Origin of the sequence: Marivita sp., assembly GCF_022763305.1 — a bacterium.
Taxonomy (GTDB): Bacteria; Pseudomonadota; Alphaproteobacteria; order Rhodobacterales; family Rhodobacteraceae; genus Marivita.
Genome location: NZ_JALEGT010000096.1, coordinates 17,774 through 44,336 on the forward strand (window position 1 = coordinate 17,774; position 26,563 = coordinate 44,336).

General features: G+C 64.4%; 26 protein-coding genes. 19 read left to right on the top strand and 7 right to left on the bottom strand.

Going from position 1 to position 26,563, the window contains the following annotated elements:
• Positions 1-19: 19 nt before the first annotated feature.
• From xdhA to pepT, 11 genes are all read left to right on the top strand, one after another.
• Entirely contained in the window at positions 20-1,420 is a 1,401-nt protein-coding gene (gene xdhA, locus MRY75_RS17040; protein WP_292309204.1) for a xanthine dehydrogenase small subunit, read from the top strand.
• The gene (gene xdhB, locus MRY75_RS17045; protein WP_292309205.1) at positions 1,417-3,864 is read left to right on the top strand and encodes a xanthine dehydrogenase molybdopterin binding subunit; all 2,448 of its coding nucleotides are present in this window, start codon (positions 1,417-1,419) and stop codon (positions 3,862-3,864) included. Before xdhA ends, xdhB begins: the two co-directional genes overlap by 4 nt.
• Positions 3,854-4,795, top strand: coding sequence for a xanthine dehydrogenase accessory protein XdhC (gene xdhC / locus MRY75_RS17050; RefSeq protein ID WP_292309206.1), 942 nt, complete (start codon positions 3,854-3,856; stop codon positions 4,793-4,795). The genes xdhB and xdhC overlap by 11 nt, the downstream gene beginning before the upstream one ends.
• Positions 4,762-6,285: an ABC transporter ATP-binding protein gene (locus MRY75_RS17055; RefSeq protein WP_292309207.1), complete on the top strand. Its 1,524-nt coding sequence runs from the start codon at positions 4,762-4,764 to the stop codon at positions 6,283-6,285. Before xdhC ends, MRY75_RS17055 begins: the two co-directional genes overlap by 34 nt.
• Complete coding sequence (locus tag MRY75_RS17060; protein WP_292309208.1) at positions 6,272-6,442, top strand: hypothetical protein; 171 nt, start codon at positions 6,272-6,274, stop codon at positions 6,440-6,442. Before MRY75_RS17055 ends, MRY75_RS17060 begins: the two co-directional genes overlap by 14 nt.
• On the top strand, positions 6,439-7,524 hold the full coding sequence (locus tag MRY75_RS17065) for an ABC transporter permease (RefSeq protein ID WP_292309209.1): 1,086 nt from the start codon (positions 6,439-6,441) through the stop codon (positions 7,522-7,524). The genes MRY75_RS17060 and MRY75_RS17065 overlap by 4 nt, the downstream gene beginning before the upstream one ends.
• Entirely contained in the window at positions 7,524-7,829 is a 306-nt protein-coding gene (locus MRY75_RS17070) for a hypothetical protein (protein WP_292309210.1), read from the top strand. Before MRY75_RS17065 ends, MRY75_RS17070 begins: the two co-directional genes overlap by 1 nt.
• On the top strand, positions 7,820-8,752 hold the full coding sequence (locus MRY75_RS17075; RefSeq protein ID WP_292309211.1) for an ABC transporter permease: 933 nt from the start codon (positions 7,820-7,822) through the stop codon (positions 8,750-8,752). Before MRY75_RS17070 ends, MRY75_RS17075 begins: the two co-directional genes overlap by 10 nt.
• Positions 8,753-8,813: 61 nt before the next feature.
• Positions 8,814-9,914 carry a BMP family ABC transporter substrate-binding protein gene (locus MRY75_RS17080; protein WP_292309212.1) on the top strand — a complete coding sequence of 367 codons (1,101 nt, stop codon included), beginning with the start codon at positions 8,814-8,816 and terminating at the stop codon, positions 9,912-9,914.
• Positions 9,915-10,054: 140 nt separating this feature from the next.
• Positions 10,055-11,317, top strand: coding sequence for a SulP family inorganic anion transporter (locus tag MRY75_RS17085; RefSeq protein ID WP_292309213.1), 1,263 nt, complete (start codon positions 10,055-10,057; stop codon positions 11,315-11,317).
• Positions 11,318-11,385: 68 nt separating this feature from the next.
• Positions 11,386-12,624, top strand: a complete 1,239-nt coding sequence (pepT, locus tag MRY75_RS17090) for a peptidase T (protein ID WP_292309214.1) — start codon at positions 11,386-11,388, stop codon at positions 12,622-12,624.
• A 6-nt stretch (positions 12,625-12,630) separates the two neighbouring features.
• On the opposite strand, the gene MRY75_RS17095 is transcribed toward pepT, so the two are convergent.
• Positions 12,631-13,380 (bottom strand): class I SAM-dependent methyltransferase, encoded by a 750-nt coding sequence (locus MRY75_RS17095; RefSeq protein ID WP_292309215.1) that lies wholly within the window; start codon positions 13,378-13,380, stop codon positions 12,631-12,633.
• A 120-nt stretch (positions 13,381-13,500) separates the two neighbouring features.
• On the bottom strand, positions 13,501-13,908 hold the full coding sequence (locus MRY75_RS17100; RefSeq protein ID WP_292309216.1) for a cytochrome c: 408 nt from the start codon (positions 13,906-13,908) through the stop codon (positions 13,501-13,503).
• 135 nt (positions 13,909-14,043) lie between these two features.
• On the opposite strand from MRY75_RS17100, the gene MRY75_RS17105 reads away from it, so the two are divergent.
• A complete protein-coding gene (locus tag MRY75_RS17105; RefSeq protein WP_292309217.1) occupies positions 14,044-14,766 on the top strand; it encodes a DUF1194 domain-containing protein in 723 nt (240 codons plus the stop codon).
• Positions 14,767-14,809: 43 nt separating this feature from the next.
• On the opposite strand, the gene MRY75_RS17110 is transcribed toward MRY75_RS17105, so the two are convergent.
• Genes MRY75_RS17110 through MRY75_RS17125 form a run of 4 tightly spaced genes read right to left on the bottom strand, consistent with a single transcriptional unit; the run spans position 14,810 to position 17,247 of the window.
• Positions 14,810-15,289 carry a DUF6505 family protein gene (locus MRY75_RS17110; protein WP_292309218.1) on the bottom strand — a complete coding sequence of 160 codons (480 nt, stop codon included), beginning with the start codon at positions 15,287-15,289 and terminating at the stop codon, positions 14,810-14,812.
• Complete coding sequence (locus MRY75_RS17115; RefSeq protein WP_292309219.1) at positions 15,286-15,993, bottom strand: biotin/lipoate--protein ligase family protein; 708 nt, start codon at positions 15,991-15,993, stop codon at positions 15,286-15,288. Before MRY75_RS17115 ends, MRY75_RS17110 begins: the two co-directional genes overlap by 4 nt.
• Positions 15,990-17,054: an Mrp/NBP35 family ATP-binding protein gene (locus tag MRY75_RS17120; RefSeq protein ID WP_292309220.1), complete on the bottom strand. Its 1,065-nt coding sequence runs from the start codon at positions 17,052-17,054 to the stop codon at positions 15,990-15,992. The genes MRY75_RS17115 and MRY75_RS17120 overlap by 4 nt, the downstream gene beginning before the upstream one ends.
• 1 nt (position 17,055) lies before the next feature.
• Positions 17,056-17,247 carry a DUF6494 family protein gene (locus MRY75_RS17125; protein ID WP_292309221.1) on the bottom strand — a complete coding sequence of 64 codons (192 nt, stop codon included), beginning with the start codon at positions 17,245-17,247 and terminating at the stop codon, positions 17,056-17,058.
• A 98-nt stretch (positions 17,248-17,345) separates the two neighbouring features.
• Here MRY75_RS17125 and MRY75_RS17130 point away from each other — a divergent pair, with 98 nt between their 5' ends.
• Positions 17,346-18,110, top strand: a complete 765-nt coding sequence (locus MRY75_RS17130; protein ID WP_292309222.1) for a hypothetical protein — start codon at positions 17,346-17,348, stop codon at positions 18,108-18,110.
• Between the two features lie 75 nt (positions 18,111-18,185).
• Here the strand turns inward: MRY75_RS17130 and MRY75_RS17135 are convergent, their stop codons facing one another.
• Complete coding sequence (locus tag MRY75_RS17135; protein ID WP_292309223.1) at positions 18,186-20,156, bottom strand: 4Fe-4S binding protein; 1,971 nt, start codon at positions 20,154-20,156, stop codon at positions 18,186-18,188.
• A gap of 120 nt (positions 20,157-20,276) precedes the next feature.
• Here MRY75_RS17135 and MRY75_RS17140 point away from each other — a divergent pair, with 120 nt between their 5' ends.
• The 6 genes from MRY75_RS17140 to fdh3B all read left to right on the top strand — a co-directional run bounded on the left by MRY75_RS17140 (position 20,277) and on the right by fdh3B (position 26,014).
• Entirely contained in the window at positions 20,277-20,849 is a 573-nt protein-coding gene (locus tag MRY75_RS17140; RefSeq protein ID WP_292309224.1) for a DUF3305 domain-containing protein, read from the top strand.
• A complete protein-coding gene (locus tag MRY75_RS17145; RefSeq protein WP_292309225.1) occupies positions 20,846-21,529 on the top strand; it encodes a DUF3306 domain-containing protein in 684 nt (227 codons plus the stop codon). The genes MRY75_RS17140 and MRY75_RS17145 overlap by 4 nt, the downstream gene beginning before the upstream one ends.
• Entirely contained in the window at positions 21,526-22,140 is a 615-nt protein-coding gene (locus tag MRY75_RS17150) for a molecular chaperone (protein ID WP_292309226.1), read from the top strand. Before MRY75_RS17145 ends, MRY75_RS17150 begins: the two co-directional genes overlap by 4 nt.
• A gap of 79 nt (positions 22,141-22,219) precedes the next feature.
• The gene (locus tag MRY75_RS17155; RefSeq protein WP_292309227.1) at positions 22,220-22,411 is read left to right on the top strand and encodes a twin-arginine translocation signal domain-containing protein; all 192 of its coding nucleotides are present in this window, start codon (positions 22,220-22,222) and stop codon (positions 22,409-22,411) included.
• Positions 22,412-22,516: 105 nt separating this feature from the next.
• Positions 22,517-25,405, top strand: coding sequence for a formate dehydrogenase subunit alpha (locus tag MRY75_RS17160; RefSeq protein WP_292309228.1), 2,889 nt, complete (start codon positions 22,517-22,519; stop codon positions 25,403-25,405).
• Positions 25,406-25,420: 15 nt separating this feature from the next.
• The gene (gene fdh3B, locus MRY75_RS17165; RefSeq protein WP_085640627.1) at positions 25,421-26,014 is read left to right on the top strand and encodes a formate dehydrogenase FDH3 subunit beta; all 594 of its coding nucleotides are present in this window, start codon (positions 25,421-25,423) and stop codon (positions 26,012-26,014) included.
• The last annotated feature ends 549 nt before the right edge of the window (positions 26,015-26,563 follow it).

Sequence of the window (26,563 nt, forward strand, 5' to 3'; positions counted from 1 at the left end):
AAGGCGGCAGGTTTTTCACATGGATATCACCTTTCTTCTGAACGGAGAGAGCGTGGAGCTGCGAGACGTGTCCCCCACGGCAACGCTGCTCGATTGGCTGCGCGAAGAGCGCGGCCTCACCGGCACCAAGGAAGGCTGTAACGAAGGCGATTGCGGGGCCTGCACGGTGATGGTCACCGATGCGCGCGGCGCACGGGCGCTGAACGCCTGCATCCTCTTCCTGCCCCAGCTTGACGGCACTGCCGTGCGCACGGTCGAAGGCATCAGCGCCCCCGACGGCAGCCTGCACCCTGTGCAGCAGGCGATGATCGACCACCACGGCTCGCAATGCGGCTTCTGCACGCCCGGTTTTGTCGTGTCGATGGCGGTTGCGCATCTCAACGGCGACCGGAACCACGACGACGTACTGGCGGGCAACCTCTGCCGCTGCACGGGCTACGCCCCGATCATCCGCGCGGCGGAGGCGGCCACCGATCAGCCCGCGCCCGATTGGCTCAGGGACACGCCCCCAGCTTCTCTGGTTCAAAAATACCTTTCGGGGGGTCTGGGGGGCAGACAGCCCCCCAGCCTCTCCGCCACGGAAACGCTGGACGAGCTCGCTGCCGCCTACGCCGCCCGTCCCGAAGCGACGCTGATCGCGGGCGCTACGGATGTGGGGCTGTGGGTCACCAAATCCCTGCGCGATCTGCAGGACGTGATTTTCCTCAACCGCTGCACCGAACTGCAGCAGATCGAGGAAACGGGCGATCACTTGCGCATCGGTGCAGGTGTCACCATGGACCGCGTTCTGAAAGCCGTCAAAAACCTGCACCCGTCTTATGCCGAGATGATCCGCCGCTACGGCTCGACCCAGGTGCGCGCGGCGGCGACCATCGGCGGCAACATCGCCAATGGCTCGCCCATCGGGGACAACCCGCCCGCGCTGATCGCACTGGGGGCCACGCTGCACCTGCGGGCGGGGGACCACCGCCGCGATATGCCATTGGAAGAGTTCTTTATCGACTACGGCAAACAGGACCGCGCCAAGGGCGAATTTGTCGAGGCCGTCACGCTCCCGCGCCACGCGCCGGGGTTGAAGGTTTACAAGCTCTCCAAACGCTTCGATCAGGACATCTCCGCCGTCTGCGGGGCGTTCAACATCACCGTGACAGACGCCACGGTCACGGACGCCCGCATCGCCTTTGGCGGCATGGCGGGTACGCCGAAACGGGCGAAAGCGGTCGAAGCCGCCCTGACCGGCAAGCCGTGGACCGAGGCCACGATCCGCGCCGCGATGGCACAAATGGCCGAGGACTACACGCCCCTGTCCGACATGCGCGCCTCAGCCGATTACCGCTTGCGGACGGCCGAAAACATGCTCCTGCGCTACTGGCACGAGGATCAGGGCATCGCGTCCAACGTGCTGGAGGTGTCGGCATGACAGTCGCAAAACCCCTACCCCATGACGCGGCGCATCTGCATGTCACCGGACAGGCCCGCTATGTGGATGACATCCCGACGCCCAAAGGCACGCTGCATCTGGCTTTTGGTCTGAGCAGTATCGCCGCCGGGCGGATCACCGCGATCAATCTCGACGCCGTGCGTGCAGCCCCCGGTGTGGTGGGTGTCTGGGAAGCCAAGGACCTGCCCAGTGACTGCGATTGTTCACCCTCGGCCCATGACGAGCCGATGCTGTCGGGGGCCACGATCCAGTACCTTGGCCAGCCGATCTTTCTGGTCGCCGCCACCAGCCACCTCGCCGCCCGCAAGGCGGCGCGTCTCGGGCAGATCAGCTATGCCGAACGCGACGCGATCCTGACCATCGACGAGGCTTTGGCCGCCGACAGCCGCTTCGAGGACGGCCCGCGCATCTGGGAAAAGGGCGATGCGGGTGAGGCCATCGACACCGCCCCGCGCCAGATCAGCGGCGTGATTGAAATGGGCGGGCAGGAGCATTTCTACCTCGAAGGCCAATCCGCCATGGCCCTGCCGCAGGAAGGCGGCGACATGGTGGTGCACGCCTCGACCCAGCACCCGACCGAGATCCAGCATAAAGTGGCCCACGCCCTGCACCTGCCGATGCACGCGGTGCGGGTGGAGACACGGCGCATGGGCGGCGGGTTCGGCGGCAAGGAAAGTCAGGGCAACGCTTTGGCGATTGCCTGTGCCGTGGTGGCCGCGGCCACCGGCAAACCCGCCAAAATGCGTTACGACCGCGACGATGATTTCATGATCACCGGCAAGCGGCACGATTTCCGCATCGAATACCGCGTCGGGTTTGATGATGAGGGTGTGATCTCGGGTGTTGAGTTCGAGCAGTACACACGCTGCGGCTGGGCGCAGGACCTATCCCTGCCGGTCGCAGACCGCGCGATGCTGCATGCCGACAACGCCTATCACCTGCCCCATGTGCGGATCGAAAGCCATCGTTTGAAAACCAACACCCAGAGTGCGACGGCGTTCCGGGGTTTTGGCGGACCGCAGGGGATGCTCGGGATCGAGCGTGTGATGGATCACATCGCGCATGATCTGGGGCTCGACCCGGTCGCGGTGCGTCGGGCGAATTACTATTCGGCAGAGGTGGAGGGGGGCGTCGCCAGTGCAGCTCGGACCAATGGCGCAGCACTGGCGACCCCCGCGCCTTCGGCGCCCCCCCGGAGTTTATCCAGCAAGATGAAGGAGCAGGACATCGCGTCACGCGGCTCCGAGGAGCTGGTGGAGAACACCGGTGCTGAGGGGGCGGTCGCGGGGCAGACCACGCCCTACGGGCAGGTGGTCGAGGATTTCATCCTGCACGACATGACGGATCGGTTGCTGGACGGCGCGGATTACGAGGCGCGGCGTGCCGCGGTGGCGGAGTGGAACGCGGGCAATGCGGTGATCAAGAAGGGACTTGCTTTTTCACCGGTGAAGTTCGGGATTTCCTTCACGCTGACGCATCTCAATCAGGCGGGCGCTTTGGTGCATGTGTATCAGGACGGCTCCATCCACATGAACCATGGCGGCACCGAGATGGGACAGGGGCTGTTCCAGAAGGTGGCGCAGGTGGCCGCTGACCGTTTTGGCGTGCCGCTGGAGATGGTGAAGATCACCGCGACGGACACCGGCAAGGTGCCCAACACCTCGGCCACAGCGGCCTCTTCGGGGTCGGATCTCAACGGTATGGCGGTCAAGGCGGCCTGTGACACGATCCGCGACCGGATGGCGAACCATCTGGCGAGCCTGCATCAATGCGACGCGCGGGATGTGGTGTTTGCGGATGGTCAGGTGCGCGTTCAGGGCGAGACCTACAGTTTCGCACGTGTCGCGCAGATGACCTATGAGGCGCGGGTGAGCCTGTCGGCCACGGGGTTCTATCGCACGCCGAAACTGAGCTGGGACCGGATCAAGGGTCAGGGAAGACCGTTCTTCTATTTCGCCTATGGCGCGGCACTCAGCGAAGTGGCGGTGGACACGCTGACCGGCGAGTACCGCGTCCTGCGCACCGACATCCTGCACGATGCCGGATCGTCGCTGAACCCCGCGCTGGACATCGGGCAGGTGGAAGGCGGGTTCGTGCAGGGCGCGGGTTGGCTCACGACCGAGGAACTGGTCTGGGATCAGGCGGGCCGTTTGCGCACCCACGCGCCCTCGACCTACAAGATCCCCGCATGTTCGGACCGCCCGGACGTGTTCAACGTCGCGCTCTGGGACGGGCGCAACCGGGAGGACACGATCTACCGCTCCAAGGCGGTCGGAGAGCCGCCCTTCATGCTGGGCATGTCGGTGTTTCTGGCCCTGTCCGATGCGGTGGCCTCCTGCGGTGACGGCTACCCGACGCTGGACGCGCCCGCTACGCCCGAACGGGTGCTGACTGCCATCGAAAGGGTGCGCGATGGCGTTTGATCTCAATGCCTTACGCGTTGCCGTTGCGGCACATGGCCGGGTTGCCCGCGTGGTAATCGCCGAGGTGCAGGGGTCATCGCCGCGCGAAGTTGGCGCGGCGATGCTTGTCTGGGACGGCGGGCAATCCGGGACCATCGGCGGCGGCGCGTTGGAGTATCAGGCCGCGCAACAGGCGTTTGTCCGCGAAGGGTTCAGCCGCCATCCGCTGGGGCCGGAGCTGGGCCAGTGCTGCGGTGGCTCGGTTACGTTGCTCACCGAAGTCTTTGACGCCAACCGGCTTGCCGACTTGGACGGCGAAACCATCATCGCGCGCGGGCCGGGCGAGATGCCTCTGGCGGTCAAACGCCTGACCACCTGCGCGCGCAATCAGGGCGTGGACCTGCGCCCGCGGATGGTGCAGGGCTGGTTTGTGGAACCCGTTGCACAGACCGCACAGCCCGTTTGGATCTGGGGCGCGGGCCATGTCGGACGGGCGCTGGTGGATGTGCTGCACCCGATCCCGGAGTTCGAGATCACCTGGGTCGACACCGCTCCCAACCGCTTTCCCGACGCCATCCCCGAGCGCGTCAGCGCCCTGCCCGCCAGCGACCCTCTGCGTGTCGTGCCGCATGCGCCGCAAGAGGCCGCGCATCTGGTTCTGACCTATTCCCATGCGCTTGACCTGAGCCTCTGCGATGCGCTTCTGCACCACGGTTTCGGATTTGCCGGGCTGATCGGGTCCGACACGAAAAGGGCCCGATTTACTTCCCGCCTTCGCAAGATGGGGCACAGTGACGCCCAAATATCTCGCATTTGCTGTCCTATTGGGCAAAAATCCCTTGGAAAGCACCCTCAGGCGATTGCCGTCGGGGTTTCCGCCCAGCTATTGAGCCTTGCAACGACCAAATCAGGTGCCCTTTGCCCGACGACCTCCTTCGCCTCGACGGCCTGACCAAAGCCTATCCCGGTGTCGTCGCCAATGACGACGTGTCCTTCGACATCCGCGAAGGGGAAATCCACGCATTGCTGGGCGAGAACGGTGCGGGCAAGTCGACGCTGGTCAAGATGATCTACGGGCTGGTGAAGCCGGACAAGGGCAGCATGACGCTGCGCGGCAAACCCTACACGCCGTCCGAGCCCAGCGCCGCGCGGCAGGCCGGGGTGGCGATGGTGTTTCAGCATTTCTCGCTCTTCGACGCGCTCGACGTGGCCGAAAACGTGGCGCTGGGGATGGAGAACCCGCCCAAGCCCCGCGACCTGGCCCGCCAGATCCGCGAGGTGTCGGAAACCTACGGCCTGCCGCTCGATCCGTCGCGCACCGTCGGCACCCTCTCGGCGGGCGAACGGCAACGCGTTGAAATCATTCGCTGTCTCCTGCAGGATCCGAAACTTCTGATCATGGACGAGCCGACCTCGGTGCTGACGCCGCAGGAGGTGGAGATCCTGTTCGAGACCCTGCGCAAGCTGAAATCCGAGGGCACGGCGATCCTTTATATCAGCCACAAGCTGGAAGAGATCCGCGCGCTTTGCGATCATGCGACGATCCTGCGGCTGGGCAAGAAGGTGGCGACCTGCACGCCGTCCGAAACCACCGCGCGCGCGATGGCGGAAATGATGGTGGGGTCCAGCTTTGCCTCACCTGCCGCCAAGGCCAAGACCCCCGGAGAGGTGCTCTTGCGGGTCGACAACCTGACCATGCCCGCGCCCGGTGCCTTCGGCACGCCCCTGCGCGGGATCAGTTTCGAGCTGCGCGCGGGCGAGGTGCTGGGCTTTGGCGGGGTTGCCGGCAACGGGCAGGACGAATTGCTGCTGGCGCTGTCGGGCGAACGCACCTCCCAGCGCGGCACGATCTGGGTCAAGGGCGCGGATGTGAGCCGCGACGGACCGGTGGAGCGCCGCGCGGTGGGCTTTCTGACCGCACCGGAAGAACGGCTGGGCCACGCGGCGGCCCCGAACATGAGCCTGACGGAAAACGCGGTGCTGACGGCGGGACGGCGGCAACGGCTCGTGAACCGGGGCTTCATCAACTGGGGTCGCGCCGACGGCTTTGCGCAGGACGTGATCAAACGCTTCGACGTTCGCACGCCGGGCACTCATGTGGCCGCGCGGGCGCTTTCGGGCGGCAACCTGCAGAAATTCGTCATCGGTCGCGAGGTGGCGCAGAACCCCGACATCCTTGTTGTCAACCAACCGACATGGGGTGTCGATGCGGCAGCCGCTGCAGCGATCCGTCAGGCGCTGCTGGATCTGGCGGCGCAGGGCGCGGCGATCCTCGTGGTAAGTCAGGATCTGGACGAGTTGATGGAAATCGCGGACCGCTTCGGCGCGCTGAACGAAGGGCGGCTGTCGGCGCTGCGACCAGTCGCGGATCTGAGCATCGACGAGATTGGTCTGATGATGGGCGGCGCGCATGACATGGAGGTGGCCCATGTTGCGGAGTGACGCCTTTGCCCGAGTAAAGTATATGGAGGCGACCGATCAAATGCATATTTATGAAAAGAAGAAGCCTGGATTCGGCGCAGCCTGCCCTGCTTCTTCTTTTTCCAAGTACGCACATTCCGACAAAAGCCAGCATGTGACGCAGGAGGGTGGCCTGTGATCCGGCTTGAAAAACGCCCGCAGCCGTCAAAAGCATGGACAGTGGCGACGCCGATCCTTGCCGTGGTTCTGACCATGATCTTCGGCGGCATCATGTTCGGCCTGATCGGCACCTCGCCGGTCGAGGCGATCCGGACGATCTTCTGGGATCCGCTGTTTCATCCTCAGTTTTCCGGGTTTTCGCGGCCGCAGCTGCTGGTCAAGGCCGGGCCGCTGATCCTGATCGCAATCGGGCTGTCGATCGGCTTCAGGGCAGGCATCTGGAACATCGGGGCCGAGGGCCAGTACATCATGGGTGCCATCTGCGGCGCGGGGGCGGGACTTGCGCTCTACCCGATGGAGTCGGCGTTGATCCTGCCGCTGATGGTGGTGGCGGGCGCTTTGGGAGGCTGGGCCTGGGCGATGATCCCGGCGCTCCTGAAGGTGAAGTTCGGAACCAACGAGATCCTTGTCTCGCTGATGCTGGTCTATGTGGCCGAAAACCTTCTGGCCTCGGTCTCCTCCGGCCTCCTGCGCAACCCCGAAGGCATGGGCTTTCCCGGCTCGCGCAACCTGTCGCAATGGTCGTCCTCGCAGAACCTCGAGCTGATCCCGAACACCGGCATGCATCTCGGCGTGCTGGCAGCGTTCATCGCGGTGATCCTCGCCTATGTGCTGCTGACGCGGCACATTCAGGGCTACAACATTCGCCTGACCGGCGAAGCGCCGCGGGCCGCGAAATTCTCGGGCGTGTCGCCTGCGCGCACCATCCTGTTCTGTCTGGGGCTTGCCGGCGCACTGGCCGGCATGGCGGGGCTTTTCGAGGTCACGGGACCGGCGGGGCAGATCAGCATCGACTTTGGATCGGGCTATGGCTTCACCGCGATCATCGTGGCCTTCCTTGGGCGCCTGCACCCGGTGGGTATCCTGCTGGCGGGGCTGCTGATGGCGCTGACATACATTGGCGGCGAACTGGCGCAGCTCATGCTGGGTGTGCCCGGCGCGTCGATCCAGCTGTTTCAGGGGATGCTGCTGTTCTTCCTGCTGGGGGTGGATGTTCTGACCAATTATCGCGTCCGGTTCGGCGCGGCGGAGGTGGCGTGATGGGATCCTGTATCCTCAAACCCGCGTTCATGGGCCTGATGATGGGCGCGATGATGCTCTGGATGCTGCATGGCTGGCTGATCGGCGAGGGCCCGGCGAACATGGTGCTCTTCGTGCTGGGGCATGTGGCCGTCGTGGCCGCCATCGCGCTGATCGCGGCACTGGGTCTGCACCGGCGCTTTCCGGGTCTGACGCGACTGACGCAGCATCGACCCAGCCTTTCGCATATCGTCATCATGCTGGGCAGCGCCGCGCTGTTTGCGCTGGTCGTCCACCTTGTGCATGGAGCGCCGACATGGACCTGAGCGCCATCAACCCCGTCCTGCTGGTCGCGTCGATCATGATCTCGGCCACGCCGATCCTGCTGGCCGCCATCGGAGAGATGGTGGTCGAGAAATCCGGCGTTCTGAACCTTGGCGTCGAGGGCATGATGATCACCGGGGCGGTGATCGGCTTCATCGTCGCGGTCAACACCAGCGCGCCGCTTCTGGGCTTTGTCACGGCAGCGGTTGCGGGGGCGGTGCTGTCGCTCGCCTTTGCACTGCTGACGCAGGTCTTTCTGTCGAACCAGGTCGCAACGGGGCTGGGCCTCACACTGGTCGGTCTGGGGTTGTCGTCGCTTCTGGGCAAACCCTACGAGGGCGTCAAAGCCCCGACCCTGCCCAAGCTCGACATCCCGCTGCTGGGCGATCTTCCGGTTCTGGGGCGGATGCTCTTTTCGCATGACATCATGGTCTATTTCAGCCTCGCGCTGGTTGCGGCGGTCTGGGCGTTTCTCAGGTTCACGCGAGCCGGGCTGATCCTGCGGGCGGTGGGCGAAAGCCACGACAGCGCGCATGCCCTGGGCTACAAGGTGATCCGCGTCCGGGTCCTCGCCATCATGTTCGGCGGGGCCTGTGCCGGGCTGGGTGGCGCCTATCTCAGCCTTGTGCGCGTGCCGCAATGGACCGAAGGCATGACCGCCGGTGCGGGCTGGATCGCGCTGGCCATCGTGGTCTTCGCCAGCTGGCGCGCCGGCCGCGTTCTCATCGGTGCCTATCTTTTCGGCGGCATCACGGTGCTGCAACTCAATCTTCAGGCCGCCGGAATGACCTGGGGGGTGCAGTACTTGTCGATGTCCCCATATCTGATAACGATCCTCGTGCTCGTTTTCATCTCGTCCAACCGCAGCCGCAGCAGTCACGATGCACCGGCCAACCTTGGGCAGACCTTCCACGCGACCCGGTAGGAAAACCGGGCGTATCCACTCAAACGGGGCGTCTGACGTCCCACCAATCGGGAGACCATACATGATCCGTAGAACCTTGCTTGCGACCGCCGCAGCCGCAGCCACGCTGGCGGCCGCCCCTGCCCTTGCGCAGGACCCGACCGAAGCCTGTTTCGTCTACGTCGGACCCATCGGCGATGGCGGCTGGACCTACCAGCACCATCAGGGCGCACTGGCCGTCAAGGAAGAGTACGGCGACAAGGTCAACATCCGCTGGCAGGAAAGCGTGCCGGAAGGCGCCGATGCCGAGCGCGTCATCACACAGATGGCGATCTCGGGCTGTGACATCATCTTCACCACGTCCTTCGGCTATATGGATCCGACCAACAACGTCGCGGCCAAGTTCCCGGACGTGAAGTTCGAGCACGCCACCGGCTACAAGCGCGAGCATCCGAACGTGTCCACCTACAACGCGCGCTTCTACGAAGGCCGTGCGGTTGTGGGCCATATCGCGGGCAAGATGACCCAGACCAACAAGATCGGCTATATCGGCTCTTTCCCGATCCCCGAGGTCATCATGGGCATCAACTCCTACTTCCACCACGCCAAGCTGGCGAACCCGGATGTGGAACTCGTGGTCACATGGGCCTACACATGGTTCGACCCCGCGAAAGAAGCCGACGCGGCGCGCGCCATGCTCGATCAGGGTGTCGACGTGATCACCGCACATACCGACTCCACCGCGCCGCTGGCGGAAATCGCCAAGGAAAACGGCAACGCGTGGGGCTTTGGTCAGGCGTCCGACATGGCAGCCTTCACCACCAACGATGACGGCACCCCGGGGCCGCGCATCGCGTCGATCATCGACGAATGGTCGCCCTACTATGTCAAGCGCGTCGGCCAGCTGATGGACGGCACCTACGAGCAGATCGACAGCTGGGCGGGCATGCCGGAAGGTGAAGTCGTGATCGGAACGATGAACGACGCGATCCCGGACGATGTGAAAGCCGAAGCACAGGCCATGATCGACGCCATCACCGCGGGCGAATACCACCCGTTCACCGGCCCGATCAACAAGCAGGACGGCAGCGCATGGCTGGCCGAAGGCGAGACCGCCGATGACGGCACGCTGCTGGGCATGAATTTCTACATCGAAGGCATCACGGGCGACATCCCGAACTGATCGGGAGACCTGCGTTCCCAGAACCACAGCCAACGCCTGGAGATTTCTCCGGGCGTTTTTTCATGACCGCGCGGACACGTCGCTGCCTGCTGCTCGTCTTGCAAAATGACAATGCCCCGGCGCGCTCCTAATCTGCCGGCATGAAGCCACAGATTCTGTCCACCTTGCCCGGCTATACCGCTGCGCTGTTCCGGCGCGACGTGATCGCCGGACTCACGGTGGCGATGGTGGCCTTGCCGCTGAGCCTTGCCATCGCGATCGCCTCCGGAGCCGATCCGGCCCAAGGACTTGTCACGGCAATTGTCGCAGGCTTCCTGATCTCGCTTCTGGGAGGCAGCCGGGTTCAGATCGGCGGGCCCACCGGGGCATTTATCGTCGTCGTCTTCGGCGTGATCGCGGATCATGGCTATGACGGGCTGGTCCTTGCAACGCTGATGGCCGGGCTGATCCTGCTGGCTGCGGGATATTTCCGCGCCGGCAGCCTGATCCGCCTTATTCCCGAACCGGTGATCAACGGCTTCACCATCGGCATCGCCATCATCATCGCGACAAGTCAGCTCAAGGATCTGTTCGGGCTGAGCGTGGCCGATGTACCGGCCGAGTTTCTGGCCAAGCTCGAGGTGCTTTGGGCGGCCCGGCCCGATTTTTCGACCGTGTCCGCGTTGGTGGGGATCGGCACCATGCTGCTCATCACGCTTTTCCGGCGTGCGGCCCCTGCATGGCCCGGACTGATCGTGGCGGTTGCGATCACCTCGGCGGTGGTGGCGATCATGGATCTGCCAGTCGATACCATCGGTTCCCGGTTTGGCGCGCTGCCGAACACCCTGCCCTGGCCGTCGATGCCGAAGATCACGCTGGGCAGGATCATCGAGCTTCTGCCCTCGGCGGTCATCATTGCCTTTCTCGCCGGGGTCGAGTCGCTTCTTTCGGCAATGGTGGCCGACCGGATGATTTCCAGCCAGCACCGGCCCAATGCGGAACTGCTGGCGCAGGGGGCCGCGAATATCGGATCGGCACTGTTTGGCGGCATGCCTGCAACCGGCGCCATCGCGCGCACAGCAACGAACATCCGTGCCGGGGGGCAGACGCCCGTGGCGGGCCTCGTGCACGCAGTGACCATCCTGATCGTCATGATCGTGGCGTCCGGACTGGTGGGCTACATGGCCATGCCGGCACTGGCGGGACTGCTGATCCTGACGGCATGGAACATGAGCGAGCCGCACAAATGGCGCGATCACATCAGGCAGCGCCGCTCCGATCTCGTCCTTCTGGTGCTGACCATGGGGCTTACGGTGCTGGCCGATCTCACCATTGCCATTGGGGTCGGTGTCGCGCTGGGTCTGGCCTTTCGTCTGCAGCGCCGGAATGCTCCGGCGTCGGATTGGTCCGAACCGGACCGGTAGTAGACTGCGGGCTTGACTCTCCGCCCCGGCTCCTGCCCCTTCGCGATCAAAACCGACAGGAGCGCCGCATGTCCCAATTTCACGAAGAGTTGAAAACCCGTCTCGTCCGCTATTGCGCCATCGACAGCCAGTCGGACATGGACCGCCCCGGCGCGCCCTCGACCGAGTGCCAGCACGACATGCTGGATCTCATGGTGTCCGAGCTGACCGAGATGGGCGCGCAGGACGTCACCAAGACGCCCTATGGCACCGTGATCGCCACGATCCCCGGCACAGCCCCCGGCCCGACCATCGGCTTTCTGGCGCATGTGGACACCGCACCTCAGTTCAACGCAACGGGAGTGAAACCCCGGGTGATCGAAGGCTACAACGGCGGGGTCATCACCTATCCCGACGATCCCGATCTGGTGCTTGATCCGACGGCATTCCCCTATCTCGCGGGCAAGGTGGGCGATGACATCGTGACCGCCTCTGGTCTCACGCTGCTGGGGGCTGACGACAAGGCGGGTGTGGCCATCGTGATGACTGCAGCCCGGCATCTGCTGCAGAACCCGGACATCCAACGCCCCACAATCCGTGTTGCCTTTACCCCGGACGAGGAAATCGGGCACGGCGTCGATCCCAAGCTGCCCGCCGATCTGGCTGTGGATTTCGCCTATACCCTCGACGGCGGCGATCTGGGCGAAGTGACCTACGAGACCTTCTCGGCCGACTTTGCCGTTGTCACCGTGACCGGCGTGTCGATCCACCCCGGCTGGGCCAAGGGCAAGCTGGTGAATGCGATCCACCTTGCGTCCAGGATCGTCGACACCCTGCCACAGGCCACCATGACCCCCGAAACCACCGATGGCATCGACGGGTTCATCCACGCGGTGGACATGAAAGGCAGCGCGGACAGAATGGAACTGCGCTTCATCCTGCGGGATTTCGAACGCGAGGGGCTCGAGGCCAAGGGCGCGCTTCTGCGGCAGGTCTGCGAGGCTATCGCAGCCACCGAACCGCGCGCGGAAATCACCTGCACCATCACCCCGCAATATCGCAACATGCGCTATTGGCTCGAGACGGATATGACCCCGGTCGATCTGGCCCGCGATGCGCTGCGCGACCTCGGGATCGCCGAAAAATCCGTGCCCATCCGGGGTGGGACCGATGGGTCACGGCTGACGGAAATGGGCGTGCCCTGCCCCAACCTGTTCACCGGCATGCAGAATGTGCACGGCCCGCTGGAATGGGTGTCGGTACAGGACATGACCCACGCCACCGATCTGTGTCTGCGGATCGCCGAGCGTGCCGCAGAGCGCGGCTAGGACCGGTCAGTCCTCGTCGTCGTCCGACCAGCGTTTCATGTAGTCGGTCTGGTACACCCCACCCTGCGCCTGCTGCGTCAGCGGCTTGCGCACCACGTAATGCAGGATCACCGGCGACCCGGCGGGCAGCTCGCCCCGTATGCGGGGCCGCACGCCGGTGTCGTTGGGGTTCGTGGTCCGTGCCGTCTTGCGCGCATGGGCCGGGCGGATCGGCTGCAAAAGCAGGTCGAGCACCTCGTATCCCATCGCCTTTTGCCAGAAGCCGTACACCATCTCCGGGGTGATCTGGTAGAACCCGTGGTTGATCCAGTTGTTGCAGGGCGAATGCCCGATCAGCACGCCCCCCGGGCGCAGCATCCGGTCGATATTGCGATAGGCGGTGGGCAGTTCAAACACATGCTCGCAGGTGCCGCCGTCATAGATCACGTCGAACCGCGCGGCCAGGTCGTCCCCAACGGGCTGGGTCAGATCGTGGATGACGCTCGCGTTCTCGAAATCCGAAAAATCGAGCGAATCCACACTGTCGAAGCCCAGCTTGGCAAAGAACGTCTCGCTGTAAGCGTTGTCCGGGTTGCGCAGGTCATCCTCGGTCAGGCCCGGCAGATGGGTCTGGATCGCCGCTTCGAAATCCTTGGCCGACGGCCCTCGTCTGCTACCGACAAAGCCCTGCCGCCCCAGCATGAGGAACGCGCCGCCCAGCTGGTGCCCCTTGACGGTTTCGATCAGCAGCGTGCCCAACGTATCCGGTATCGACATGACCTGTTCTCACCTATCACCCTTGCCCGGCACCATCCGCCGGGACCGAGGGCAATGCAACCCGCCCCAGGCCGAAGGCGCGGGACAGCGATGCGCGAAAACACCATGTGGACGAGGCGCTTAGTTGGTCTCCTGCAAGGACTGCAGATAGCCCACCAGATCGGCAATCGGTTCGGAGACAAGCACCGGCTGACCGCTGGGCAGCTTCATCGGTGTGTTCGCGACCCCTTCGAAATAGGGGCCATAGACGGGCATGGGCGACCCGTGGCTGACCAGCGGGTCGGTGCCGTCGATCCGCTTGAGCACCCGCTCCAGCGGGAAGGTGCCGTCATGCCGCGCCGACAGGGCCGTCAGATCCACGGGCTGCAACACCAGCGCACCGGCCAAAGGCCCCTGCCCCTTGGCATCCGCGCCGTGGCAGGTGGCGCAATGGGTCTGGAACAGGGCGCGCCCCTGATCGGCATCCTGCGCCATCACCGGCGCGGCTGTCAGGGAGAGAACGGAAAGGCAGGCAAGAACACGTCGCATGAGAGGGACTCCGTCTGTCTTAGAATACCCCGAGTCTGCCCCGACTGGCCCCGCGCGGCGTTGATCCGGATCAAGCCTTTTGCACTGGGCGGGAAACGGACTACCTCCCATGAAGTGATCGTTGGAGGGTTCGACATGCGCGCTGTGGTCCTGTCTATCTGTCTTCTCTTTGCCGCGCCCGCGATGGCGCAGGACACCGATCTCGAACTGGTGCTGCTGGCGGATGCGTCCGGCTCCATCGACCAGCGCGAGATCGACTTTCAACGACAGGGCTATGCGCAGGCGATCACCGACCCCGAGGTTCTCGCCGCCATCGCCAACACCGCCTATGGCTCGATTGCCGTGACCTATGTGGAATGGGCTGCCAACACGGCGGTGGTCGCCGACTGGATGAAGATCGACGGGCCGGAAAGTGCTGCGGCCTTCGCCGCCGAATTGCTCAACAAACCGCGTCAGGCCTATGGACGCAATGCCATCGGTGCTGCACTGCTCGACGGGTTGCGGCTGATGGAGACGAACCAGTACGACGGCTGGCGGCGGGTGATCGACTTTTCCGGCGACAGCGTGCGCAGCTATTCCGGACCCTCGATTGCCGAAGCGCGGGCAACGGTGGTGGCTGCGGGCGTGACGATCAACGCCCTTCCGATCCTGCGCCCCGACGATCCCGGCCGCGCACAGGGCGGACTCGAAGCACAATACGAGGCGCAGATCATCGGCGGATTGGGCGCGTTTGTGGTGACGGCCGAAAACCGCGAGTCCTTTGCAGAGGCGGTGAAGCGGAAGCTGATCCTGGAGATCTCGGGCGAGATGCCGGGGCAGGACGTGGCGGAGGTGGAAAGGCTCTTCGAAGAGCCTTAGACCGCGATTTCGAAATCGCGGATCAAGCGTCTTCGAAGACGCTTCACTCGTCCAGCGACCCGTGCACAGCCAGCAGCGTCAGTTCCGCCTCCTGCGGTTCAATCACCCGGAAACTTTCCTTCACTCCGGCCTCGGTCAACTCGCGGCTCACCGTCAGCAGGGTGTTGGGCGCGTGTTCGTCACACAACTCTGCCATATGCGCGATCTCGGCTTCGGCCACCGGGCGCGCGGCCTCAACGGACGGCGCGCCGTAGATGTCGACGAAATGCTGGGCAAGGCCCTGCACCAAAGCGGCGTGCTCCACCGGCTCCATCTGCGTCACCGCAACAAAGCTCACCCGGCCAAAGGTCTCGGCCCCGAGCCAGCCATTGGTGAAGGCCTGTTTCGCGCGGCCCTCAAGATCGGCCTCGGACCAGTTGGAAAACTCGAACCCGCCCGAAATGCACCATTCCCCGGTGCGGGCCGGGGAATGAAAGACGCGCTGGTCGCTTTCGTCGAAATGGATGGCGCGGGCCAGTTTCATGAACGGATCTCCAGAAGGTCGGTCACGGGCAGCAGCATGGTCTGCCCGTCGGTCCGAAGCAAGAGGCCAAGCTTTTCGTCCAGTCCGAGGAAGTGCCCGCTCTTGCCAAGGAAGGTTCCGTCCTGTCCCATCCCATGTGCCAGGCCGGACCATTCGGCGTGCAGCGGGCCCATGCCCTCATCCTCCCACCGGCTGATCCAGTTGAGCAGATGCCGCGACCAGCTTTCCAGCAGATCAGTCGGGGTCAGGTCGCCGCAGCCTTCGCTCATGAGGTCGGTCTCGTCCGGGGTTTCCCCACCGGCCACATTGGGCCGGGCAAAGACGAGATCAAACCCGGTGACCAGCCAGCCCGGCTCTGCGGTGCTGTCCGACGTGTCCGTCGCCCCGCGAATGGACCCGCAGAGCGCGCCGTTCACCCGGATCGGCCCATCCCAACACAGATGCACCGCTAGTTCGGACGGGCCCAGCGCACCCAGCGCGTTCTGCAGCGCAACCCCGGTCAGCGGCAGCATCGCCGCCGCGTCGGCCAGCGGCACTTCGGGGGCCAGCACGATGGCCGCCTGCAACCGCTCGGGCGTCACGTCATAGAGGATCGTGCCCGCATCACAGCCCCGCGCCGCCTCTGAGCACGCCGCCTCGAACGGGTCGGCCCCCGCCGCGTTGATGCCCTGCATCAAGGGCGGGAACACCGGACCAGAGGTCATGCCTTGCCAGCAGAGATCAGCGTGCGGGCCAGATCGCGGAACGCCCCGGCCTGTGCGCTGTCGGGTTTCGACACGACGATCGGCGCGCCGCCGTCTGCCGCTTTGCGGATGTCCAGATGCAGCGGGATTTCCGCCAGCAGAGGCACACCCAGCTTGGCCGCTTCCGCCGCAACGCCACCATGGCCGAAGATGTGCTCTTCATGGCCGCAGTTCGAGCAGATATGCGTCGACATGTTCTCGATCAGGCCGACAATCGGCACGTTCATCTGGTTGAACATGTCGATCCCCTTGCGCGCATCCAGAAGTGCGACGTCCTGCGGGGTGGAAACCACCACCGCGCCATCGACATGCGCCTTCTGCGACAGGGTCATCTGCACATCCCCAGTGCCCGGCGGCAGGTCCACCAGCAGCACATCCAAGGCGCCCCATTGCACCTGCATCATCATCTGCTGCAACGCCCCCATGAGCATCGGCCCGCGCCAGACCACCGCCTGACCTTCGTTCACCATGAGGCCGATGGACATCATGGTCACGCCGAAATTGCGCATCGGCAGGATCGTCTTTCCATCCGGGCTGGCAGGACGACCGGACACACCCAGCATCCGCGGCTGGCTTGGGCCATAGACGTCGGCATCCAAGAGACCGACCTTGCGACCCTCGGCCGCCAGCGCACAGGCGAGATTCGCCGACACGGTGGATTTGCCGACGCCGCCCTTGCCCGAGGCAATCGCGATGATCCGGTCCACACCGGGGATCTTCTCGGGGCCTGCGGGTTTCGGCCGTGCGCCACCTTTCAGGTCAGGCGGAGGCTTCGGTGCGGAATGCGCGGTCATCACCGCCGACACGCTCTTGGCGCCCAGCGCCCTGACCGCGTCCTCTGCGGCCTGACGCACCGGGCCATAGGCATTGGCCTGATCCGGCGCGACCTCGACCACGAAGCGCACCGCGTCGCCATCCACATTCAGGGCGCGGACAACACCCGCAGCCACGATATCCTGTCCCGAAACCGGATCGGTCACGGCTTTCAGCGCGGCCAGAACCGCGTCACGAGTCAGTGCCACGTCAGTCCTGTCCCTTGATCGTTCCGGTGACGACATGTTCGAGATCGAGCCCGTCGATCGTCAGCACCATTTTGGCTTCGAATGTCTTGCCGCTGGTCTCGGCATCGCGCATCGCCTCTTCGATGGCCTGCTGGGACGTCACCCCAACCTGCTTGAGGAACTTGCGCATCGACATGTTGAAATCATCGCTCATCGGTTGTCTCCCCTGTGGCTCCATCCGCTCCCCGCGAGCTAGAGCGTTGACGGGTGTAAGCCAGCACCTTTAGGCTTTCAAGCAAGGAGGAGGCCCCAATGACCGCAATCCCGATCCTGTCGCGCGCCACGTTTGCCCTTGGGCTTGTGCTGACCGGTGCCACCGCCCTGACTGCACAGGAAGACAAGACCTTTACGCTGGCTGCCCCCGACGCCTTGGCAGAGAGCGGGTTGCTCGGATACATCCTGCCGCGCTTTTCGCTCAAGACCCAGACGCGGATCACACTGGCGGGTCCCGACGCGGTCGCGGATGCGCGGTTCGGCGACACGGGAATGCTGGCCTTCGAGGGGCTTGGTACGGTGTGGCGGTTCGACAGCGGCACGGACCCGGACGCCCAGCGCTTCGCCGACTGGCTGCGCTCGGATGTCGGGCGCAACACGGTGGACAGCTACGCGGTTGAGGGCGCCGCGCTGTTCACCTCCGAGGTCGAAGTGACACAGGTGGTCGTCGAAGTCAGCTATGACGGAGATGCCCAGCGCGGCGAGACCGCGTCGCTTGCCTTCTGCGGGCGCTGCCATGTGGTGAGCGAGAAGAACCGGATGAACTCCATCGGGTCGACGCCATCCTTTGCCGTGCTGCGGACACTGACCGATTGGGAATATCGGTTCCAGGCCTTCTACGCACTCAATCCGCACCCGGCCTTCACCCAGATCGCGGACGTGACCGACCCCTTCGATCCATCGCGCCCGTCGCCGATCGCGGCGGTCGAGATGACGCTGGACGATCTGGAGAACATCATGGCGTTCGTGCAGGGGATCGCGCCTGCGGATTTGGGCGGGCCTGTCCAATCCCTACAGGATTGAGGCAGAACGCCCTTGGCAGGGCGTGCCACCGCGATTTCGAAATCGCGGCAAGCGCGGTCGAACGCGCTTGCCCGCTCAATGATCCTTTCGCTTCGAATAGGGCGAGTCGGTCAGGTAATCATCCGTCGTGCGCGGGATGCGCGGCTCGCCCAGCGCAAACGGGTTGTTCTGGGAATGATACTGCGCCTGGATCCGGCAATTGTCGCACATCTGGATCATCTTCGCCGCATCGCTGGTGGCGAACATGGAGTGCTTTCCCGCCAGTTTCTCGGTGATCTTCTCGATGGTCGATTTCACCCCGAACAGCGCCCCGCACTCGATGCAGGCGAAGGGTTCCTCTTCGTTCAGCACCACCTGGCTGAACGCCGCATCGGTGAGGTTCATGCGCGGCTCCAGCGTGATCGCGGTCTCCGGGCAGATCGTGGCGCAGATGCCGCATTGCAGGCAGGCGTCCTCCTGGAACAGCAGTTGCGGCAGGTCCGGGTTGTCGCCCAGCGCGCCCGAGGGGCAGAGCGACACGCAGCTCAGACACAGCGTACAGGCGTCCTTGTCCACCAGCACCGCCCCGTAGGGCGCGTTCTGCGGCAGCGACAGAATCTCGGCCTCGGGGTTCAGAGACTTGGCCGCGACGCGGGCCACCTGACGGCGGGTGCCGATGGGCAGGCTTGGCGAGGCCACAGGCTTCGGAACAGCGTCCCCGTAGAGATGATCGCTCAGCGCGTCGGGATCGACCATGTCGATCACCTGGACCCGCCCTTCACCGGACAGGGCATTCGCCAACATTGCCTCGTGCTCCGGCGTGTCCCGTTCGGTGCGCGGGGCCAGCAGCACTTCGACCGACGCAAATCCACAGCTCAGCGCCGCCAGCATCTCGGCGTGGCCAAAGGCGGCAAGGCTGTCCATCGCAAAGGGAATCACATCTGCAGGCAGGCCCCGGCCAAAGCGCGCGGCGAGGCGGATCATCTCGCCCCCATGATCGGCATCATGCACCAGCAGGCGCGGGGCAATCCCTCCCGCCTTGCGATAGGTGGAGGACAGCGCATCCAGCCGCCGGAACACGGCAGACACCGGCGGCGCGTCATAGGCGATGGCGCCCGACGGGCAAAGTGCGGCACAGGCCCCACAGCCCGCACAGATCATCGGGTCGATGGCGACGTGATCCCCGTCCGAAGTGATCGCCCCGGTCGGGCAGATGTTGAGACATTTGGAACAGCCGGTCTGTTCGGCACGGCTGTGGGCGCACAGCGCCGGCTCCAACGCGATATAGAGCGGCTTTTCAAACGTGCCGACCATCTGGACCGCTTCGGCCAGCAGTGCCGCCACCGCTCCGGGCTGGCGCGGATCGGCGCGCAGGTATCCTTCGCGCTTGTGCGGCGCGGGCACGAAGGGTGTGTCCCCGGTGAGGTCGATCACGAGGTCGCATTCGGACACGGCGCCGTCCTTGGGCGCGCTGAAGGTGAACGCCCCACGTCCGCCCGGCAGAAGCTGCGCAAAACCGTCGATCCGGACGTCGAACTGCCCCAACGCACCGGTCAGGCTACGCACACGCCCTCGCACCACGTCGAACCGGCGGTCCATCGGAACATCGGACGAGTCGGTCTGCAGAACCGTCACCGCCAGGGTTTCGCAAAGCTGTTCGGCGGCAGGAAACGCGGCGTCGCCCGCGCCCACGATCAGGCAGGTGCCTTCGCTGACCACATCCACCACCTTGGGCGCGGGCAAGGTCAACACCGCTTCGGCCGCGAGCGCCGCCTGTTTTGGTCCGGCCTTGGCCGCTTCGTCGCTCCAGCCGGCGCGGTCGCGGATATCAACGAGGTTTGGCGCGTCGATGCCCAGCTCTTCGGCCAACATGTCGAAGAAAGCACCTTCCTGCGCGCAGGCGATGATGACGTCGCCTGCTTCCATCGCCTTGGCGGCGGCCTCGGCCTGCGTGCCGCAGAGATTGGTGTAAACCTTTGACGGATCGAGCGAAGTTGCCGCGTCGATGGCGCTGGCGTCAACGGTCTGACTGCCGAGGCAGTCGCAAAGAAGCAGTCTGGTTCCCATGTTGGCCCTTTCGCGGCACGCGCCGGCGTGGTCTCTCGGTGAGGGTGTGATATTTTGACATAACCAAGGGCTATGCTAGGCAGATGTCAACCGCGCCCGTGAGGCTGGACGAGGGAGGACATGCGTTTGACCAACACAGACACCCGTTCCATCGAGATGCCGGTGGGCGTTGTGATGCAGCGCCGCCCCGGCGTGACCCGATGGCAGAAATGGGCCTACTCGACCGTGGCTTTGCTGCCCGGTGCGGGGCCTGCGCATTGGAAACTGTTGCGCGAAGACGGCGACGTTTCCGAGTTCCATGTTGGCACACGCAGCCTCACCCTGTGGCGCACCGATGCCGAGGCCTATCGCATCGGGCTTTCGGAAAAGACGGTCTGCGCCTATGTGGTTCTGCAACCCGGCGAGGACGACTGGCCCTACAAGGTCAAGCTGATCACGGCGAACCCGCATGAGGCGATGCAATATGCCGATGGCGGCGAGGACCTTGTGGAAAAGGTTCCGATGCCCCCGGCGCTTGTCGCTTGGGTGCAGGAGTGGACCGACCTTCATTTCGTGGAAGAGCCCTTCGTGAAGCGCAAGCGCAAGCGATATCATGAGGACAAGGCCGAGGACGGGATCGGCGACCCGCGCATCGCGCAGGCCAGCGATGTCTATCGTGCGCCGTCCAGCGCCCGGCAGGCGCGCAAGCCATGAGCCGGGGCGCGGATTTCTGGTCGCGCCGCAAGGCGCGGGTGCAGGCGGAAGAGGCCGAAGAGACCCGCAAGGCCGAAGCGGCCGAGGTCGAAGCCAGGCAGAAGCAGCTTGAAGACAAGACCGATGCCGAAATCCTTGAAGAATTCGGCCTGCCCGACCCGGACAATCTGGAACCCGGTCAGGACATCGCGGGCTTCATGAACAAAGCGGTGCCCGAACGTCTGCGCCGCCGGGCGCTGCGCCAGCTGTGGCGGCTCAATCCGGTGCTCGCCAATCTGGACGGTCTCAACGATTACGACGGCGATTTCACCAATGCCGCAACCGATGCTCCGGGGGTCAAAACGGCCTACCAGGTGGGCAAGGGATTGCTGCGCCATGTGCAGGCCCTCGAGGCGCAGGAGCGCGCCAAGACGGCGGCGGCCCGTGGGGAAGACATTGATACCCCAGAGAATCTGTCGGAAATCGCCGACTCCGATGCGCTTGGCGAAGAATTTCCGGAAAACGAGCCGCTTCCGGAAATTATGCAAAGGGGTGCAATTTCTGCACCTGCATCTACGACCATAGTCGAAGGCCATCCGAACGAGGACGAATATGCCAACGGCACACCGTTGGATACAGTAACGAGGGAACCGACGCGTCCACGCCGGATGCGCTTCAGAACGGAGAACGAGACAGGATGACGATGAGCGCGGCTCAGACCTCGCCAACGGTGTCGGAAGAAGACCGCCTGCGCGCGGATCTGTACAACTTCCTCGGCCTAATCCTGTCGGCGCCTCCCGATGAGTTCTTGCTGGCCCAGACCGCAGGTCTGTCCGGTGACGACACGGAGCTTGGGCAGGCGATCACACGGCTTGCCGGGTGCGCCGCGACAACAACTCCACAGCAGGCCGAACGCGAATTCAACAAGCTGTTCATCGGCCTCGGTCGGGGTGAGCTGCTGCCCTATGCCAGTTTCTACCTGACCGGGTTCCTGCACGAAAAACCGCTTGCCGTTCTGCGCAGCGACCTTGCCGCGCGCCGGATCGAGCGCGCGCCCAATGTCTATGAACCCGAAGACAACATCGCCACGCTGATGGAAGTGATGGGCGGTCTGATCGTCGGGCGCTTTTCGACCCCGTCCTCGCTCGAAGATCAGAAGCTGTTCTTCAACCGGCACATCGCGCCGTGGGCGGGCCATTTCTATGCCGATCTGGAAACCGCGACTTCGGCGATGCTCTACAGCGCCGTGGGATCGGTCGGAAAGGCTTTCATGCAGATCGAACGCGACGCGTTCAGACTGACCCCGGCCTAGGCCGGATCAAGACCGGGCGGGCCACCGCCCTTTCGCGGCCGATGCGCCGCATCAAACAGGAAGAAGGGAGGAACCTTCCATGACCGAGAAAACCGAGGCGGCATCCAGCCGTCGTGATTTTCTGAAACTGGCAGGCACAGCAGCACCGGCTGCCGTGGCGGCAGTCGCGGTTTCGGGCACCGAAGCCGAAGCGGCGGAAACTCCGGTGGCCAACGGCCGCATGCAGGACACCCCGCATACCCGCGCCTACCTTGCCAGCGCCCGTTTCTGACGAAACGGACCAACCCAGACTTCCCTGACCCGACCGGGATGTGACCGGTCGCAGGATGCAACCCCGCCAACGGCGCGCTGCGCCAGGTAGCTTGAAAGGGACACCATGCTCAGAAAGAAAACCGGAGGGCTGACCCGGCGCGCTGCGCGGACAGGCCTGATTTCGGAAATCTCGAACAAATCCGTCGACCGACGCGCCTTCCTGCGCGGATCGGGCCTTGCCATCGGCGGTCTCGCCGCGATCAGTGCCACGGGCGGCACGGTCACGCAGGCGAGCGCGCAATCCGCCGTCAACAGCGCCGTCCAGACCGTGAAATCGGTCTGCACCCACTGCTCGGTCGGCTGTACCGTTGTTGCCGAAGTGAGCAACGGAGTCTGGATCGGGCAGGAGCCCGGCTGGGACAGCCCGTTCAACCTTGGTGCGCACTGCGCCAAAGGGGCCGCCGTCCGCGAGCACGCCCACGGTGAACGCCGCCTCAAGTACCCGATGAAGAAAGAGGGTGGTGAGTGGAAGCGCATCAGCTGGGAGCAGGCGATCAACGAGATCGGCGACAAGATGCTTCAGGTGCGCGACGAAAGCGGCCCGGATTCGGTCTACTGGCTCGGCTCCGCCAAGCACAATAACGAACAGGCCTACCTGATGCGCAAGTTCGCGGCCTATTGGGGCACGAACAACATCGACCACCAGGCGCGGATCTGTCACTCGACCACCGTTGCGGGCGTTGCGAACACATGGGGCTACGGCGCCATGACCAACAGCTACAACGACATCCACAACAGCCGCGCGATCTTCCTGATCGGTGGCAACCCGGCCGAAGCGCACCCGGTGTCGCTGCTCCACATCCTCAAGGCGAAAGAGCAGAACAACGCACCGGTCATCGTCTGCGACCCGCGCTTCACCCGCACGGCCGCGCATGCTGACGAATATGTCCGCTTCCGTCCCGGCACCGACGTGGCGCTGGTCTGGGGTATCCTGTGGCACATCTTCGAGAACGGCTGGGAGGACAAAGAGTTCATCCGCACCCGTGTCTGGGGCATGGACCAGATCAAGGAAGAAGTCGCCAAGTGGAACCCCGAAGAGGTCGAGCGCGTCACCGGCACACCCGGTTCGCAGCTCGAGCGGGTGGCCCGCACGCTGGCCAACAACCGTCCCGGCACCGTGATCTGGTGCATGGGCGGCACCCAGCACACCAACGGCAACAACAACACCCGCGCCTACTGCATCCTGCAGCTTGCCCTTGGCAACATGGGCACCTCGGGTGGCGGCACCAACATCTTCCGCGGCCATGACAACGTGCAGGGCGCAACCGACCTGGGCGTTCTTGCCGACACCCTGCCCGGCTATTACGGCCTGGCTCCGGGATCGTGGGCCCACTGGGCGCGCGTCTGGGAAGAAGATCTGGACTGGCTGAAGGCCCGGTTCTCGCAGGAAACCGTCGGTGAGACACCGATGATGAACCTGACGGGCATCCCGGTATCGCGCTGGATCGACGGTGTTCTGGAAGACAAGGAAAACCTTGATCAGCCGGACAACACCCGTGTGATGGTTCTGTGGGGCCATGCGCCCAACTCGCAGACCCGTCTGCCGGAAATGAAGACGGCGATGGAAAAGCTCGACACGCTGGTCGTGATCGATCCTTTCCCGACCGTGTCCGCCGTGCTGCATGACCGCACCGATGGCGTGTACCTGCTGCCGGCGACCACGCAGTTCGAAACCCGGGGCTCTGTCACCGCGTCGAACCGCTCGATCCAGTGGCGCGATCAGGTCATGGCACCGATGTTCGAGTCGAAGACCGACCATGAGATCATGGCGCTCTTCGCGCAGAAGTTCGGCTTCCACGACCGCATCTTCCGCAACATCGCGATGGAAGATGACGGTCTGACCCCAGTGATCGAAGACCTCACCCGCGAGTTCAACCGCGGCATGTGGACGATCGGCTATACGGGTCAGTCGCCGGAGCGGCTCAAGCTGCACATGGCGAACCAGCACACCTTCGACCGCACCACGCTGCGGGCTGTGGGTGGCCCCGCCGATGGCGACTACTACGGCATGCCGTGGCCCTGCTGGGGCACGCCCGAGATGAAGCATCCGGGCACAGCGAACCTCTATGACATGTCGCTGCCGGTCTCCAAAGGTGGTCTGACCTTCCGGGCCCGCTTCGGCGTCGAGAAGGACGGCGACAACCTGCTGGCCGAGGGCGTCTATTCGCAAGGGTCGGAAATTCAGGACGGCTACCCCGAATTCACCATGCAGATGCTGATGGATCTGGGCTGGGACGGCGACCTGACCGCAGAAGAGCGCGCGGCAATCGACGCCGTGGCGGGTCCGAACACCAACTGGAAGACCGACCTCTCGGGCGGCATCCAGCGGGTGGCGATCAAGCACGAATGCGCGCCTTTCGGCAACGCCAAGGCCCGTGCCGTCGTGTGGACCTTCCCGGATCCGGTGCCGGTGCACCGCGAACCGCTCTACACCAACCGCTACGACCTCGTGGCCGACTATCCCACCTACGAGGACAAGAAGTTCTGGCGTGTGCCGACGATGTACAAGTCGATCCAGGCCAAGGATTTCTCGGCGGATTACCCGATTGTTCTCACCTCGGGCCGGCTGGTCGAATACGAGGGCGGTGGCGACGAGACACGGTCGAACCCGTGGCTGGCCGAACTGCAGCAGGACATGTTCATCGAGATCAACCCGCGCGATGCCAACAACCTAGGTGTGCGTGACGGGGCACAGGTCTGGGTGGAAGGCCCTGAAGGCGGCAAGGTCAAGGTCATGGCCATGCTGACGGAACGGGTTGCTCCGGGTGTGGCGTTCATGCCGTTCCACTTCGGCGGGCATTTCCAGGGCGAAGACCTGCGGGGCAAGTACCCGGAAGGTGCCGACCCCTATGTGCTGGGTGAATCGACCAACACCGCGCAGACCTACGGGTATGACTCGGTGACCCAGATGCAGGAAACCAAAGCAACGCTTTGCAAGATCATGGCAGCGTAAGGAGGAGAAAAAGACATGGCACGCGCTAAATTTCTAGTCGACGCCGAACGCTGCATCGAATGCAACGCCTGCGTCACGGCCTGTAAGAACGAGCACGAGGTTCCTTGGGGGATCAACCGCCGGAAGGTGGTCACGATCAACGACGGCAAACCCGGCGAACGCTCGATCTCGGTGGCCTGCATGCACTGCTCGGACGCGCCCTGTATGGCCGTCTGCCCGGTGGACTGCTTCTACCAGAACGAAGAGGGTGTGGTCCTGCACTCCAAGGACCTCTGCATCGGCTGCGGCTACTGCTTCTACGCCTGCCCCTTCGGCGCACCGCAGTACCCGCAAGCAGGCAACTTCGGGTCGCGCGGCAAGATGGACAAGTGCACTTTCTGCGCCGGTGGCCCGGAAGAGAACCACTCCACCGCCGAGTTCGCCAAGTACGGCCGCAACCGCATCGACGAAGGCAAGCTGCCGATCTGTGCGGAAATGTGCGCCACCAAGGCCCTGCTCGCCGGGGATGGCGACGTGGTGTCGGCGATCTACCGCGAGCGCGTCGTGGCGCGCGGGTTCGGCTCGGGTGCATGGGGCTGGGGTACAGCCTACGACCAGAAAGACGGCTGATCCGTTCAGGTCCCGTCAGCAAGACATCAAAAGCCCCGGAGATCGCTCCGGGGCTTTTTCGTTGCGGTGCGCCGGGCGCAAGCCGAATCAACGCAAGTGGCACCGGTCGGGTGTTCTCCCGCCGGGTGGTTCTGGTGCAGGCCGGGCCTTAGCCCGGCATTTGGTCATAAGGAAAGCAGCGGCGCCGCCCCGTGGGCCTGACGGTTCTCTCGAGTCCGCGATTCAACGCGCGACCTGTGCTCTGGGTCTCAGAGCCTTGCAAGACCGGTCTCTCATGGTCAGCCTTCCGGCATACGAGAGAACTATCAGTATCGTCTGCGCGGCATGGGAGTGACCCTTCCCGCTCAAAAGCTTTTGTGGGCGTGGGTATCGGACGCGTGGGTTAAGAACCGGGAAACGGACCGTGCGGCGCGCGGTCTTTCGAAAGACCGGGACGACGGCTTGAAACCGTGTCACACGCGCGTTCGAACGCGCGTTTTCACAGAGCCTGCGAAGGCTCTGACCCGCATTTTCGAACATGCGGCCGCAGCTCAAAGGTCGAGATCCACC